Here is a 12776-nt window from a genome sequence, read left to right on the forward strand (position 1 = left end):
GCGTATACGAAAAGAACTTCCACCCCATGACGGAGATAGAAGAAACTCTTTTCAACGAGACCTTCCGCATCATGACCGATGCCACCAACAAAGGTCTCAGCAAGTCCGGTGCGGAAGTCACCCCGGGCTTCAGGCAAAAGCTGGAGCAAGGCAACGCCGTCTTCTCCGCCTTCAAGGTGCACCGCATGCAGAACGATATTGCCGCACAGCTCTACGATTCAAACGGTGTTTTAAAACCGTTTGAACAGTGGAAAAACGATGTTCACCCCATGCTCGACCACCACATAGGACACTGGCTGCGCACGGAATACAACACCGCCGTCATCCGTGCCCGCCAGGCTGCCGACTGGCAACGCTTCGAGCAGTATGCCGACATCCTGCCGAACCTGGAGTGGATGCCCAGCACCAGCGCCAATCCGGGAGCCGACCATAAAGTGTTCTGGGGTACCATCCTGCCCATCAGCCACCCCTTCTGGAACATGCACCGTCCCGGCGACCGCTGGAACTGCAAGTGCTCACTGTCCGCTACCGACGAGCCGCCTACTGGAGCGCCGCGCAGCAACGACCCGAAAGACCGGCCTGCACCGGGGCTGGACAACAATCCGGGTGTGGACGGGAAGCTGTTCAGCGACACGCATCCGTACATCGCCAATGCATACGAAGGTGCAAAGGATGCGGTGATGACATTCCTGAAAAACTATTTCCCCGATTATGCCAAGGTGAAGGTGGAGCCGCAGCATGACCAGGACGGAAAGTACTCGGAACGTACCAAGGAAATCAAGAAGGAAGCCAGGGCGGAACTTCAGGGAACCACCCTTGTACATCCCGAATTCAAAGGGGAAATTGCCATATCCCGCCGCAGTATTGACGAATGGACCAACCAGCCGCATGTGCACTACGCCCACAAGAACGAACTTATCTTTCAGATAGGCAGCGTACTGAAGAAAGCAAAATACCTGGGATATGGAAAGGATGCAAGCCCGAAACCGGGTTCCAAGTGGGTGCATCTGTTTGAGATTAAAATACTGGGAGACAAGAGTTGGATTGTCGTAAAGGAATATGAGGACGGAAGCAAGATTCTGTACAGTATTTCGGATAGCCCGAATATCCTGAACCAGCTGAAAGAGAAATAGCCTCTAAATCACGGCCGGAAATACAATCCGGCATAGACTTAAAAGCTATTTCCATGCACAAATATACATCTATTTATTTAATAAACAATGAATATTCAAGAATTTAACCGCCGCATCCTGCAATACCGCAAGCAGGTGGACGACCTGGCACGCCGACGCATGCCCGTACTGGCCGGGAACATTGCCAAACGACACATCGAGGAAGACTTCCGGCGCGGCGGTTTCACCCACAATGGCTTCCACAAATGGCCGGATACCAAACGGCAGAGGAGCGGTGGAAACAGTGCCGGTGCGCAATACGGCCCACTGCTCTCCGGCAGGAACCATCTTTCGGGCAGCATCGGGTACACACCGGGCGACGGCCAAGTCACCGTCTACACCCGTGTACCTTACGCTGCTGTTCATAACCGGGGTGGCACCACGCACCCCACCGTCACTCCGAAGATGCGCCGCTATGCCTGGGCGCAGCATTACCGCGAAGCCGGTGGCGACAAGAAGAAGGATACCTTCTGGAAGCGCCTGGCACTGACCAAGAAGACAAAGCTCACCGTCCGCATCCCCCAGCGCCGGTTCATGCCATCCAAGCCCGGACCGGAACTGGAACAGAAGATAAACGATAAATTGGATACAGAAATCCGCAAAATCATAGCAGCCGATTAGTACAATGGCACATTATTCACATTAGCACATTTATATCATGGAACAACTATTCAATGACCTCCAGCAACAGATTGCAAAGGAAATGGGCAGCACCGTCTCCCTCATCGACGAAGACTACGGCCAGCTCGAAGCCCTTGCGGGCGGTGAGGACCAGTACCCCGTAACCTTCCCCTGCGTCCTTATCGGCATTCCCGAAACCCTCTGGGAAAACCTGAAGGGCAACCTCCAGCACGGCAAGACCACCGTCACCGTCCGGCTTGCCTTCGACTGTTACGACGACACGCACTACGGCAGCGCACAGGAACAGCATGTGGCCGAACGCATGGCGCTTGCCCGGCGACTGAACAGCTGCCTGCACGGCTGGCGGTTCGAAGGGTGTGCCACCGCCCTGGTGCGCCGTGCCAACCGGCAGTTCTCGCTACCCGGATGCATCAAAGTCTATGAGATGGAGTATACCACTACCGTGGCCGAAGAAATTCAGAACAGCGAAAGCTGACGCTCCAGTTCCTCCTGCTGGCGCAGCACGCGCGGGTCGGCACTGGCGTTGATGATGTTATAGAATGTCTTTTCACAGATGGGATAGAGCGGCCAGATGTAGCGGCGAAGAATCTCGCGGTTACTCAGGCCGCTGCGGCTGTGCTCGTCGTAGATGCGGAGAATTTCTTTCACCCGGTGCGCATAGCTCCGGCCAACAATGGAACGATGATATTTCTTCATACCCTAAAAACTGATTTGTGATTACCCTGAAACTGTCTGAAAACCCTATGCAAAAATAATTATAAACACCCATTAATGCAACTAATGTCGCCAGAAAGCACATACTACAACACGGAATAGCCCGTTTCGCCCACCTTTGCACCGTCTTCTTCGCGAAACAAGACAGAGTGAACGCAATTTGTGCACGCCCGTACAGCGCAGCCAAATTGTAAATCGTACATTGTAAAATCGTAAATGAAATGGTAAACTATTCCCTTGCTCTGATGAGCACAAAACCGGGCGATGAAACCGCCCCCAAGAAATATTACGCCAAGGCGCAGGCCAGCGGCGAAGTGAACATGGACGAAATGGCCGAAGACATCTCCTACGCCACCTCCCTGACGGACGGTGACGTGCTGAACGCCATCCGCGCCCTCATCAAGCAGGTGAACCGGCACCTGTCGGCAGGCAAGATTGTACGTCTGGAGAACTTCGGCAGCTTCCAGCTGCAGCTGTGCAGCACCGGCGCCGAAACCGAGAAGAAGTTCACCAGCGCCAACATCACCGAAGCCACCGTCCAGTTCCGCCCCGGCAAGCCCGTGAAGGCTGCCACCCGTGCGGGCGACGGCGGGCTTACCTTCAAGCGTGTGGCCAAGAAGGGTGAAGCGCCCCTGCCCGATGACGGCGGAAATACCGGGGGAGGCAGCGACGGCAACCAGGGGGAGAACCCGCTGGGCTGAGAACCGCCCGGTAGCAGTGCAATGACTACGCAGTAGTAAACGAACAATTACCCGTAAGTAGCCGACCAACTACTTACGGGTAGTTTTTTGCCCTGCTGCAGCGCAGCCTTTCATTCTTTCATTATTAATTCTTAACTTGCAAAGCACTATGAAAGCAATCTACATGAGTGACCTGGCACAAGCCTATTTCCCGAACTCCACACCCCGCAGCGCCTCGGCACAGCTGCACCGATGGATAAAGCTGAACACCGAACTGCAGGAACGGCTGGAACAGCTGCACTACAAACCCCGACAGCGCGCATTGACGCCGCTGCAGCACGAGGCGATAACGGAGTGCCTGGGGGAACCGGGAGAGTGAGGCTCTTGGACAGAAGAACAAAAAGACAAAAAGAAAGCCGCTGACGGGAGGACCGCAGCGGCTTTTGCCTTATTACTGGTTGAGAGAAAGCAACCATCATTTCTTTTTTGCTGAATTCTCTTCCGAATTACCCTTGACGAATATTGAGACAATTGAAATCAACACAGCACCTCCCATTATACCGGCAAACCAAGGCTTATCCAAATACAAAGCGTAACCTGTAACTGTCGAAAAGACAAGTATACAAAGAAAAGCAAAGAACATTCCCCACCAATTCATTCTTCCAATACGTCCTTCCGTTTTTTTTATAATTTGAAGTTTCTGCTTATCCATTGCATGACGATGCGTTTGCTCTTTGACTGAAGCATCTATTAAATAATCCACTATTCGAGGGTCAATATTTTTATAAGCCTGTAATTCACCTGGTGAGGGCAAACAATTATCATCCACCGTAAAAGTTTGTTCCAATTGCTTTCCTATGCCTCCATTGGTAGAAACTTGTGTCTCCTTCTGTTTGATTTCTTGTTTTCCCATTATTATCCTACAACCAAATTAGTCAATGATTTACGTACATCGCCTTCTACGGATCTGCGGTCACGTAACAGATTAGCCTTGTCATCGGAGCGCTTTTCTTCTTTGCCAAACATCTCCTTTTTCAGTTCATCAATAGCCTCTGATTCTTCGTAATATCGTCCTTGGGAAGCTTCACGAAACGTATCTGCCCCTTTCTTCAAGAACCGACCAATTTCTTTTATTACACACATATTTGCCTCCATTCTATATTGATTATATCTTATAAAACACTTGCTTACCCAAAAGGTTCATGTATCGGAATCATTCATACTTCCATTTTGAACACGCTACAAATAACGGCATTTTCCGCGAGTTTGCCAACTTTTCAATCACGAAATGTGCAAAACAGCCACAAGAACATACCTTGTTCCCGGATAGGCGGTCAAACCACACCGGGATAAGATTGATTCATTTCCGATTTGTTTTTAGCCAAACAACATCGGGTTTAGCTCATAGTTACTTATTAAAATCTCTGTCTTACGTTTCGCCTTAGTGAGATTGGCGACTTTGAGAGGCATATCTATCTTTTCAACGTGCCATTTATTCACAGCAACAAAGTACCGTAATGTCTGACACCAAAAGTTAGATAAGATGAATTTTCCTTTTATTCCCTGCAGGACGGTGAGCATCTGGAACAATTCTTCGTGGGTATATCCACGGTAATGACCTTGAGTACATCCTGGATATGGTGGGTCAAGGTAGAAAAACGTATCGGATGTATCTCTTTGTTTTATTACATCCAGCGCATCCCGACAAGAAATTTGCACATCCTGCAGGCGATTCTTCAATACGGAATTAAACTCTCTACGCTTGTTTCGCATGAATACACCGGTATGGCTTCCTGCCGAACCATTACACCATTTCCAACCACCGTGCATACTTCCGGAAAAAGAACCGTTTGTTATTATGAATACAGCCCAGGCTATATCAGTGTCTCCGGCCGGAACTCTTCCGTTATAGTAATCTTTAGCCAGATAGTAGTCAGATTCGGAACAAAGACTATTGTCAATCTTTTCAGCCAGTTGCTCAAAATTAGTCGCAACCTGCCGATAGAACGTAATAAGTTTATCGTTCTTATCATTAATCACCTCAAGATAGCTTTTGGGCTTTTGAAAAAAAACAGCACCTCCACCAAAAAAAGGTTCACAATAAATTTTGTGAGCCGGCATCATAGAAATAATTTTGGCTGCCAGCTGCTGCTTACCTCCGTAGTATGTTATTGGTGTTCTCATTTGATTCCTTTCTGATTTGTTATACGCCAATTATCTTATCATTGATACGAAATATGTTATCACTCACAAAATCGTATATCTTATACATAAGTTCCGGCTCTTCCTCTTTCGGAGAATAAACCATTACCTTTTTACCTGCACCTTTCATCCATCCAGCTTCCGTATTAGCCGACCGACCACAAGGAAGAACCATAACACAGACATCCGCCCACTTCATGCCATTAAAATCTGAATCAAATCCTTTTTGTGCAATCGGATGATTAAGAGCTTCACGATATTGCTCTGTTGTCCAGTTCTGCCAATCAGGATCTATATCAGACCATTGGAAACCACCATTACCATGAAAAGGATTCTTAAAATCGTAAACCTCATGTCCTAAATCACGGAGAATAGCTACAATGTCCTGTTGAAATACATTTTTCCAACTACTTGTTACATAAATCTTTGCCATAATATTTTTTTTTATAATTTCACTTTTGTATTTTTGTTACAGCATTTGCGACTATGGAAGAAAACGTCTAACAAACGTTTTGTGGGTTCAAATCCCTGCCAAATGTTAGGCAATATTGCCGTATAACAAATTAATTTTTATTATGAAAAAATTAATTTGTTAGATTGGGCGTAAAAAATCCCAATCTAACATAAAATTGATTGGAAAGTTTATGCTTGAAACTTTATGTTTCCTCGTTGCTATTATTGGTCTCATTGGAGTTATTCATTCCATCATCACAGGAGGCTTTATAATAACTGGATGGTAGGCACTATAGTTGATAACAGAAATCTATGGTATCAAATAGTACTTAAAAGCATAAATCGCCCTAATGAGGCAAGTCTTACAGACTTGCCTCATTTTTATTTTGTTAAGAGTTAAACAACTTATAAAAATACACCAATACCGCTATGCATATTATTGTAGCGCATACAATGCTAGTGCATTGTACGGGTGTGGATAACTGAGTAAATTGTTCCATGATATCTTTCCTTTTTTAATCCACCTGATACAGCCTGCACCCCGTCTTCTCCTTTGCCCTGTACAGAAAACTTGCCGCCTCGTCGCTGTCCACCACCAGACGGATGGCGGTGAGTCCTTCCGTCTTGGGCTTCTGCAGGAGCAGGGAGCACGGCTGTTCGTAGTAGTTCCTGTAGAAGATGAAATCCGCCACATGGAAATTGTCTATCTGGACAATGTATTTTACGGGAATACGCATAGGACTTCAGTGGTTAAATGTCGTTTGAATTCCCTTTGAGGCAGGGTTTCACTTCCCCGTCCGGTACCCAGTCCACCGTAACGATGCCTTTCACTTTGCCGGTGCCGCCACACTTGGGGCACGGGACCAGCTCCGTGTCCTTTACCGTGATGTCCCCCTGGAAATAGCCGTTGCCCTGACAATAGCCGCAGGAATACCCCGGGAATTCTCCGACGGTCTCCCGTCCCGTTCCGAAGAGGGGCGCCGTTACCAGCACCCCGTTCTGTTTCTTGCTCATGGTTTGTTCTGTATTAAGTTCTTTTTCTCCTTTCATAATTCCAGCCGTTCAGTCTGTACACCTCGCGCCGTGCCTCTTCCCTGGTCGGATATTCATTCACCTTGGTGCCAAGAGTGGATATCTCCGGAGGGAAGCTGTCACCCTGACGGTAGGTGATATCGAGATACACCGCCCAGCACCGACCGCGGGGACGGTACCGGTAACAACGATGTATCTCCCTCATCTCACTGCTCAACCGCATCACTCTCCTTTTTAGGCTCCACATAGAAGGTCTCTTCCTGCACCACCTGCACACCGATCTTCGGGAAATAGGATACCACGTCAGGATTCTCACGGTCAGCCAGCAGTCTGTCCTTGGCAAGCTCCTCACTGGTGCGGATATACTGCGGCAAAAGCTCCTTGCATAAATTCGTCACTGCCGCCCAGGTGAACCCCTTCAGGTTCTTCAGCTTCGGTGTGCCGGTACGGAAACCGAATACGCCATGGGTGCTTTCCAGGCTTTTCTTCCTGGAGAACAGTTCTTCCTTGTTTTCTACGGCGTATGCCTGCATGATGTCGAAGTTCTTTTCCTTTGTGGCAGACAGTTCTGCCAGCTGGTCCGCATACTTCTCGCGGATACGGGTCATCTCAAGGTCCATTTTTGAGGTGAGGTTCTGTACTTTGGCATCGGCCGCCGCAAAATCTGCGAAGGCCTGCTCTGCCTGCTCGCGGCTGATGCCGCTGACTACTGTTTTCTTTGTTCTTGCCATAATTCTTGCTCTTTTGATAGGGTTAATAATTTAATAGTTGATTTTATTTTTCTGCAGCTTGCTGGCATTGCGGTGATAAGACCTGTACTCTTCTGTTTTCGTAGGGTCCTCCAATTGCCGGAGTTCCCGGTCGATGTTGTCGTAACGCACCAGCTCCGCGCGGTATTCGTCCAGCAGGCGGTCGTACTCGATAGGTCTCAAGGCGGTAATACCCGCCATCAACCGGTCCTGCAGGTCACAGATACGGTCTGCACAGACTTCGAGACGGGATGCCAGCCGTTCACGGCGTTTGTTCCTGTCTACGATATGAACCATTGGGATATATTGATTATCATTATCTACCATCTCATCTCCTCCCCTTCTTTATTGTGATAAAATTCTGCACAACCGGAGCGGCGGCAAGCTCACTCCGGCTGTAATAGACCAGTCCGGCTTTGCGGTATCCGGTAATGTAACCCTTACGCTGCCAGGCATTCAGCGTCTCACGGCTACATCCTATAAGCTCTGTAGCATCTTTCTGGCCGATATAGTCCGCACGGTTCGTATCCGGCAATTTCTGGTATTCGGCACGTTGGCGGCGTTCTTTCAACAAATCCTCCACAAAGCCTTCCAACTGCGCGACCTTACGCTTCAGAGCCTCAAATTCCCGTACACTGACTGACTGGCGCTCTTTGGGCTCAGGTCTGTCAACCGTCACCGGATATCTGTCCGCATCGGGTATCAGCTCTTCCAGCGATAATCGCCCTGCGGCAAAACGGGCGGCGTCACGGCAGGCATAAAACACGGTCTCGTCCTTGTCTTCCTCCGGAACAGAAGCCACGTAGGTGGCAAACACCTGACTCTCATTATGCCCGTTTTCCAGCACCTCGGCCTGGAGCAGACTGATTTTATCCCCTTTCATGCGGAGAATGGCAATTCCTTTCTTTATTTCCTGTTTCTTTCTCATTGTATCAATCCTTTTTAAGTTTCCTTTCCTCACGGCGCATCCACGCCTCCAGCTGTTTCTTGGTGGCCTGGAGTTCCCAAAGCCTCATGCTTGTAACGTCCTTGCGCGCTTTGCTGTACTTACGTGCCCAGATGTTCAGCTTCGCCACGTTCATGCGGTATTCCTCCTCACTGTCGCTGGTGAACCCCTGGTTCAGCTGGGGAATCTGGAACGAAAGACGGTAGATGTCCCGGAATACATTCCTGGCTTCTGCCATCTGCATGGCCCGTGCCTTGTCGTCCGTCGGGTTCAACCGCTCCAGCAGCTGCCGCGCCTCCTGCATTGTCAGCTCCCGGCTGCTTTCCGTACGGCCGGAAGTGAACTCGTAGATGCAGCCGTGGCGGGCCTCGTCATCCATGCCGATACGGTGGAAGGTGGCGTGCAGGGCTTTAAACTGCTGGGCGCTGATAGGTTTGTCGGCAGTCGTTCTCATGGCTCATTACATATTACATTCTCCCCAATATCTTGCCGCCTCTTCCGGCCAGATGTCATAGTAGCCTTTCGGACCGATGAAGCGTCCCTTGCTGAAAGCCCGGTAGCCCTCGACGTAGATTTTCAATGACGCGTCAAACATCACGCTCTTGCCACTGCGTCCGGTAGGCAGCCTGCCACTGGCATGGCTGATAAAAATCATCAGCTTGTTACGGTGGCGTTCCTTGAATTCAATATACTGCCGATAGGTCATCTGTGTGTATTGGAAACTGTCTATCACCACAAAATCTGGTGATTTCTGACGTTTCAGACGCAGGCTGAGCTGCTCGATGCTTTCATTGTCGATAAGCAGAAAGCGACGGTTGACCTCCATCATGCCAAAGCGGCGGAGTGTGTCCTGCATGGTGAGGCAGGCACCTTCTTCCATACTGTTATAGGCCACACGGCCGAAACGGCAGAGATACTTGCAGAGCTGCATCACAAATGAAGTCTTTCCGTTACCGGAGTTCCCCCACACAAACCAGACACCCCGACGCTCGGGTGTGCCGAAAGCGTCATGCCACACCCCCTCAAAGTCCAGTGTGTCAAACTTCATGGAAAGCATCTCACGTACCCCCTTGGCATTACGTTCAAAAGTCTCACTCATTACTCTGCCCCTCCTTTCTGCTGCTCGGCACGGCGCTTCTGCGCATGTATCACCCGCTTCACACGGCGCAGGTCATTGTCACTGGTTTCAGCATCTTTCAGCACACGTCTTATCTCGGCTTCACCGGTCAGCCCGTTGGCCTGACAGATGGCATACACGTCGTTGCGGCTGGTGGCGTTCAGGTCGAAGAACTTGCGTCCGATGCGGCTGTTGATTTCCTTGTAGCCTTTCTTGTTGTATCTCAGCCCGTTGTCCACACGCCGCTTGATATAGTCGGTACTCATGAACACGATACCCGCGCGTCCTTCCAGGCGGTTGTAGATGCTGATGAAGTAATTCAATACACAGTCCGTCAGCTTGTCCCCCTCATCGAAGATGAGCAGCGGGTTCTGGAGAAAACCGATCATACCGAGCGCATAGTCCAGCATGTCACGCAGGTTGCTGGTGCTGTCGGTAGGCGCGCCCACCTGCTTGGCTATCTCGCGCACAAAATCGCTGCGTTTCATATCTTCCGAGCAAAGGATATAGAACACGTTGCGGTGTGTGCGACGGAACTCTATGGCGGCAGTGGTCTTGCCGCATCCGGCATCGCCCACCATCCAGGTGACATTCTTGTACATCTGGGCGTCGGCCAGCACGTAGGTGGCGAGACGGAAGTTCTCACTCTCGCAGATGGTCCAATGCTCGAAGCTGAAACCTATCTGCGCCGCTATGCGGCTGAACATGTCATCGCTGATGCTTTCATACTTGGTGTTCAGAATCTGGCTCACCACAGCCGCACTGACACCCTGCAGGCTCTCGCTGGCGCGGTTGCGGCTGGGAAAGTTCTCACAGTAGGCCATCAGTGCGTCGCGGATGGCATCCTTGTCTTGTTTGGTTAGTCCTTTCATTCTTGAATGGTATTTAATTGGTTATTGATTGCCGTTTAAAATCTGTCCAGTGCCAGCTCGTCCAACGTCATGTTGGAGAGTGCCTTGGTATATTCCCCCATAGTGGAGTAATCGGTTTCCGTGTCCGCTTCGGCCTCCTCCCGCTTCTGTTTTTCCGGCAGGGAGAGAGGAATATGGAGCTCGCCACGGTCATGCCTTTCACGGTATCCGTCCATCTTATTCTTGCTGAGGTTCTTAGGTTTGGGAGTGGAAAGACCGAAGAGCTCGGCTGCAATACGTTCGTCAAGGTCGAAACGCTCGCCTTCCAGCTGGATGGCGGCCATGGTCTCCTTGTTCCGGTCGATGGTTTTCCGCATGAAGCTGCTCTCTTCCGGTGTGCGCTCCTGCGTGGCGCGGCTGACAGTGACCTTAGGAGTGGCGGTGGCGCTGTACTTGGCACCGGTGGCGGTATTCCGCCACAGCTCCACGCGGGTCATGTCCATAGGATCATACATCACGGTGAACTCGCGTCCGGTATTGCGAAGCGCCCATACCTCGTCACGCAGGCCGTCGGCGGCATATACGTCATAGTGGTATTTCCGTTTGTCTATTTCAAACTGAAGTCCGTAGTTGGTATAGGTCACGGCTTTGGGATGGCACAGCCAGAACATACGCATCATGTCAACCTCCGTAACGGGTTGGGCCTCGGGATTCCCGCTCATGCGGTACATCTCCATGTGTGGAATACCGGTGGCGAAGTGCTTTTCCTCATTGTTCCATCTGTCACGGCATTCCTTGTAGATTGTTTTCAGCTCCTCGAGCGTGGGAAGTGCGTAGGCGTTCTCTTCTATGAATTCCAGGTTGGGCTTGCTGTTCAGCTTCTTGGCGTTCACGTTCTGTCCCGTGAAATGCCAGATGGCATGAAGGACTTGTGCCTGAAAACGGTAGAAGGCATTCTCTATGGTCTTGGACTGTCCGTTATAGGGCATCGTGGGACGGTGGAGCACCGTAAGGCGTTGGAAGAATCCCGCGGCGTTGCCTTTCTTGTGTCCTCCCTGGTTGTCGGTCACTATCTCGTAGGGACGGCTGCCGGAAACTTCCACGGCCATGCGGTAAGCACGGTACTGGCAGTCGAAATTCTCGTTCGGGGCGATGTCATATCCAAGCAGGGTCTCGCTATAGGCATCCATCACTTCATATACGCCGGTGGTACACATCTTGCCCTGTTCGTTCCTGTAGTAGAGGTTCAACTTGGTACCGTCGCCATACCACAAGGCATCGCGCATCTGCGGGAGGCTGGTCTTCATCAGGCTGGTGTACTTGGCTTTCCATTTCTGCATGCCATGTACCGCCGCATACCACATAGGCATCACGGCAGGGTCGTTGAGATAGTTCTTCACGGTGGTGGGCGACTTGATGATGTTCAGGCCGCGCTCCACCGCCTGACGGTTGTATTCGTCGAAAATCTGCGCCTCCGTATAACGGGGGACAATGCTGCGGCGGAGCTTCAGCAACAGCCGCGCCACTTCGGGAACCACCACACGTGCCGCCTGGTTGCCTGTGTTCTTGTTGACAAGGGCGGCATAGCCGATTTTTTTATAAGCGTTGAATTTTTCGCGGAGACGGGTCTTGGGCAGTGTGTGTCCATAGTGTTCACGAAGCTTCTCACATGTACCTTGCACCGTTTCCCACACGATGGACTTGCGGCTGTAACCGCACTTGCTATGCAAGGCTCCGGTCTCTTTCTCCACACGGACCAGCTCGTTCATCACCTCGGCATTCAGCACATATTCGGCCTGGCGTTCCAGAGAAATGGCGGGTTGGTAGGTTCTATAGAATTCCACAGCCCTGCTGTCACTGCGGATAATATTACTCATTAATTGTTCTTTCATTTCTTCCAAAGCATTGGGATAAAGTCTGTCGTATGCCTCGCGAATAAGGGCGGGAAGACTGGTGTAGTCTATGAGAGCGTAGGAACCGGCCCCCTTACCGGGACGGACAACCCGGATCTTGCCCTCACGTACTTTCTTATCATAATTAGGTTTACTCAATATCCTTCCTTGCGAGACCAGCTCAGGAAAAGTGACACACCTTATTTTACCGTACATTTCCATAATCAGAAACTTTATACTTTTCAACATTGTGCAAGCCCCGGCATCGAACCGGGGAGCCGACCACTTCCGCATGGCAAGGAAAGTTCCGGACTTGCAGCCTGTTC

At 50.5% G+C, this 12776-nt stretch carries 20 protein-coding genes; 5 read left to right on the top strand and 15 right to left on the bottom strand.

The genetic code is table 11. The features are described from left to right. The first annotated feature begins 26 nt into the window (after positions 1–26). From DWY55_RS11630 to DWY55_RS11640, 3 genes are all read left to right on the top strand, one after another. Entirely contained in the window at positions 27–1133 is a 1107-nt protein-coding gene (locus DWY55_RS11630; protein WP_117878980.1) for a phage minor head protein, read from the top strand. 87 nt (positions 1134–1220) lie between these two features. Continuing rightward, positions 1221–1793, top strand: coding sequence for a hypothetical protein (locus DWY55_RS11635; RefSeq protein ID WP_117878978.1), 573 nt, complete (start codon positions 1221–1223; stop codon positions 1791–1793). 37 nt (positions 1794–1830) lie between these two features. After that, positions 1831–2289 (top strand): hypothetical protein, encoded by a 459-nt coding sequence (locus DWY55_RS11640; RefSeq protein ID WP_117878976.1) that lies wholly within the window; start codon positions 1831–1833, stop codon positions 2287–2289. Here the strand turns inward: DWY55_RS11640 and DWY55_RS11645 are convergent. Beyond that, complete coding sequence (locus DWY55_RS11645; protein WP_117878974.1) at positions 2271–2510, bottom strand: hypothetical protein; 240 nt, start codon at positions 2508–2510, stop codon at positions 2271–2273. The two genes, DWY55_RS11640 and DWY55_RS11645, sit on opposite strands and share 19 nt — an antisense overlap. 239 nt (positions 2511–2749) lie before the next feature. Between DWY55_RS11645 and DWY55_RS11650 the strand changes: the two genes are divergently transcribed. Together DWY55_RS11650 and DWY55_RS11655 are read left to right on the top strand one after the other, a co-directional pair. Continuing rightward, positions 2750–3229, top strand: coding sequence for an HU family DNA-binding protein (locus tag DWY55_RS11650; protein WP_117878972.1), 480 nt, complete (start codon positions 2750–2752; stop codon positions 3227–3229). A gap of 148 nt (positions 3230–3377) precedes the next feature. After that, on the top strand, positions 3378–3587 hold the full coding sequence (locus tag DWY55_RS11655) for a DUF4248 domain-containing protein (RefSeq protein WP_117878970.1): 210 nt from the start codon (positions 3378–3380) through the stop codon (positions 3585–3587). 96 nt (positions 3588–3683) lie between these two features. Here the strand turns inward: DWY55_RS11655 and DWY55_RS11660 are convergent, their stop codons facing one another. The 14 genes from DWY55_RS11660 to DWY55_RS11725 form a co-directional block, all read right to left on the bottom strand. After that, positions 3684–4121 carry a DUF2335 domain-containing protein gene (locus DWY55_RS11660; RefSeq protein WP_057089687.1) on the bottom strand — a complete coding sequence of 146 codons (438 nt, stop codon included), beginning with the start codon at positions 4119–4121 and terminating at the stop codon, positions 3684–3686. Between the two features lie 2 nt (positions 4122–4123). Further along, on the bottom strand, positions 4124–4351 hold the full coding sequence (locus tag DWY55_RS11665; RefSeq protein ID WP_240058005.1) for a hypothetical protein: 228 nt from the start codon (positions 4349–4351) through the stop codon (positions 4124–4126). Positions 4352–4585: 234 nt separating this feature from the next. After that, complete coding sequence (locus DWY55_RS11670; protein WP_117878968.1) at positions 4586–5392, bottom strand: DNA adenine methylase; 807 nt, start codon at positions 5390–5392, stop codon at positions 4586–4588. Positions 5393–5411: 19 nt separating this feature from the next. After that, a complete protein-coding gene (locus DWY55_RS11675; protein ID WP_117878966.1) occupies positions 5412–5843 on the bottom strand; it encodes a hypothetical protein in 432 nt (143 codons plus the stop codon). 535 nt (positions 5844–6378) lie between these two features. After that, on the bottom strand, positions 6379–6600 hold the full coding sequence (locus DWY55_RS11680) for a hypothetical protein (protein WP_117878964.1): 222 nt from the start codon (positions 6598–6600) through the stop codon (positions 6379–6381). A gap of 13 nt (positions 6601–6613) precedes the next feature. After that, the gene (locus tag DWY55_RS11685; protein WP_240058003.1) at positions 6614–6913 is read right to left on the bottom strand and encodes a hypothetical protein; all 300 of its coding nucleotides are present in this window, start codon (positions 6911–6913) and stop codon (positions 6614–6616) included. Next, positions 6891–7118: a hypothetical protein gene (locus DWY55_RS11690; RefSeq protein WP_057089682.1), complete on the bottom strand. Its 228-nt coding sequence runs from the start codon at positions 7116–7118 to the stop codon at positions 6891–6893. Before DWY55_RS11690 ends, DWY55_RS11685 begins: the two co-directional genes overlap by 23 nt. After that, positions 7102–7626, bottom strand: a complete 525-nt coding sequence (locus tag DWY55_RS11695) for a host-nuclease inhibitor Gam family protein (protein WP_117878962.1) — start codon at positions 7624–7626, stop codon at positions 7102–7104. The genes DWY55_RS11690 and DWY55_RS11695 overlap by 17 nt, the downstream gene beginning before the upstream one ends. A 30-nt stretch (positions 7627–7656) precedes the next feature. Further along, a complete protein-coding gene (locus DWY55_RS11700) occupies positions 7657–7941 on the bottom strand; it encodes a hypothetical protein (RefSeq protein WP_133303484.1) in 285 nt (94 codons plus the stop codon). A gap of 31 nt (positions 7942–7972) precedes the next feature. Continuing rightward, positions 7973–8572: a helix-turn-helix domain-containing protein gene (locus DWY55_RS11705; protein ID WP_057089679.1), complete on the bottom strand. Its 600-nt coding sequence runs from the start codon at positions 8570–8572 to the stop codon at positions 7973–7975. A 4-nt stretch (positions 8573–8576) separates the two neighbouring features. Continuing rightward, positions 8577–9044 (bottom strand): hypothetical protein, encoded by a 468-nt coding sequence (locus DWY55_RS11710; RefSeq protein ID WP_117878958.1) that lies wholly within the window; start codon positions 9042–9044, stop codon positions 8577–8579. Between the two features lie 6 nt (positions 9045–9050). Next, positions 9051–9689, bottom strand: coding sequence for a hypothetical protein (locus tag DWY55_RS11715; protein WP_117878956.1), 639 nt, complete (start codon positions 9687–9689; stop codon positions 9051–9053). Then, positions 9689–10579, bottom strand: a complete 891-nt coding sequence (locus tag DWY55_RS11720) for an AAA family ATPase (protein WP_009037002.1) — start codon at positions 10577–10579, stop codon at positions 9689–9691. The genes DWY55_RS11715 and DWY55_RS11720 overlap by 1 nt, the downstream gene beginning before the upstream one ends. Before the next feature lie 35 nt (positions 10580–10614). Next, positions 10615–12672, bottom strand: coding sequence for a hypothetical protein (locus DWY55_RS11725; protein WP_117878995.1), 2058 nt, complete (start codon positions 12670–12672; stop codon positions 10615–10617). Between the last annotated feature and the right edge of the window lie 104 nt (positions 12673–12776).

It is taken from the genome of Bacteroides sp. AF25-38AC (genome assembly GCF_003602995.1).
Classification (GTDB): domain Bacteria; phylum Bacteroidota; class Bacteroidia; order Bacteroidales; family Bacteroidaceae; genus Bacteroides; species Bacteroides uniformis.

Bases quoted from the DNA above. Each gene is read 5' to 3' on its own strand.
- DWY55_RS11665 (WP_240058005.1), bottom strand. From the start codon at position 4,351: ATGTGTGTAATAAAAGAAATTGGTCGGTTCTTGAAGAAAGGGGCAGAT.
- DWY55_RS11650 (WP_117878972.1), top strand. From the start codon at position 2,750: ATGGTAAACTATTCCCTTGCTCTGATGAGCACAAAACCGGGCGATGAA.
- DWY55_RS11635 (WP_117878978.1), top strand. From the start codon at position 1,221: ATGAATATTCAAGAATTTAACCGCCGCATCCTGCAATACCGCAAGCAG.
- DWY55_RS11645 (WP_117878974.1), bottom strand. From the start codon at position 2,510: ATGAAGAAATATCATCGTTCCATTGTTGGCCGGAGCTATGCGCACCGG.
- DWY55_RS11705 (WP_057089679.1), bottom strand. From the start codon at position 8,572: ATGAGAAAGAAACAGGAAATAAAGAAAGGAATTGCCATTCTCCGCATG.
- DWY55_RS11640 (WP_117878976.1), top strand. From the start codon at position 1,831: ATGGAACAACTATTCAATGACCTCCAGCAACAGATTGCAAAGGAAATG.
- DWY55_RS11680 (WP_117878964.1), bottom strand. From the start codon at position 6,600: ATGCGTATTCCCGTAAAATACATTGTCCAGATAGACAATTTCCATGTG.
- DWY55_RS11695 (WP_117878962.1), bottom strand. From the start codon at position 7,626: ATGGCAAGAACAAAGAAAACAGTAGTCAGCGGCATCAGCCGCGAGCAG.
- DWY55_RS11685 (WP_240058003.1), bottom strand. From the start codon at position 6,913: ATGAAAGGAGAAAAAGAACTTAATACAGAACAAACCATGAGCAAGAAA.
- DWY55_RS11725 (WP_117878995.1), bottom strand. From the start codon at position 12,672: ATGGAAATGTACGGTAAAATAAGGTGTGTCACTTTTCCTGAGCTGGTC.
- DWY55_RS11700 (WP_133303484.1), bottom strand. From the start codon at position 7,941: ATGGTTCATATCGTAGACAGGAACAAACGCCGTGAACGGCTGGCATCC.
- DWY55_RS11630 (WP_117878980.1), top strand. From the start codon at position 27: ATGACGGAGATAGAAGAAACTCTTTTCAACGAGACCTTCCGCATCATG.
- DWY55_RS11690 (WP_057089682.1), bottom strand. From the start codon at position 7,118: ATGCGGTTGAGCAGTGAGATGAGGGAGATACATCGTTGTTACCGGTAC.
- DWY55_RS11715 (WP_117878956.1), bottom strand. From the start codon at position 9,689: ATGAGTGAGACTTTTGAACGTAATGCCAAGGGGGTACGTGAGATGCTT.
- DWY55_RS11660 (WP_057089687.1), bottom strand. From the start codon at position 4,121: ATGGGAAAACAAGAAATCAAACAGAAGGAGACACAAGTTTCTACCAAT.
- DWY55_RS11675 (WP_117878966.1), bottom strand. From the start codon at position 5,843: ATGGCAAAGATTTATGTAACAAGTAGTTGGAAAAATGTATTTCAACAG.
- DWY55_RS11720 (WP_009037002.1), bottom strand. From the start codon at position 10,579: ATGAAAGGACTAACCAAACAAGACAAGGATGCCATCCGCGACGCACTG.
- DWY55_RS11710 (WP_117878958.1), bottom strand. From the start codon at position 9,044: ATGAGAACGACTGCCGACAAACCTATCAGCGCCCAGCAGTTTAAAGCC.
- DWY55_RS11670 (WP_117878968.1), bottom strand. From the start codon at position 5,392: ATGAGAACACCAATAACATACTACGGAGGTAAGCAGCAGCTGGCAGCC.
- DWY55_RS11655 (WP_117878970.1), top strand. From the start codon at position 3,378: ATGAAAGCAATCTACATGAGTGACCTGGCACAAGCCTATTTCCCGAAC.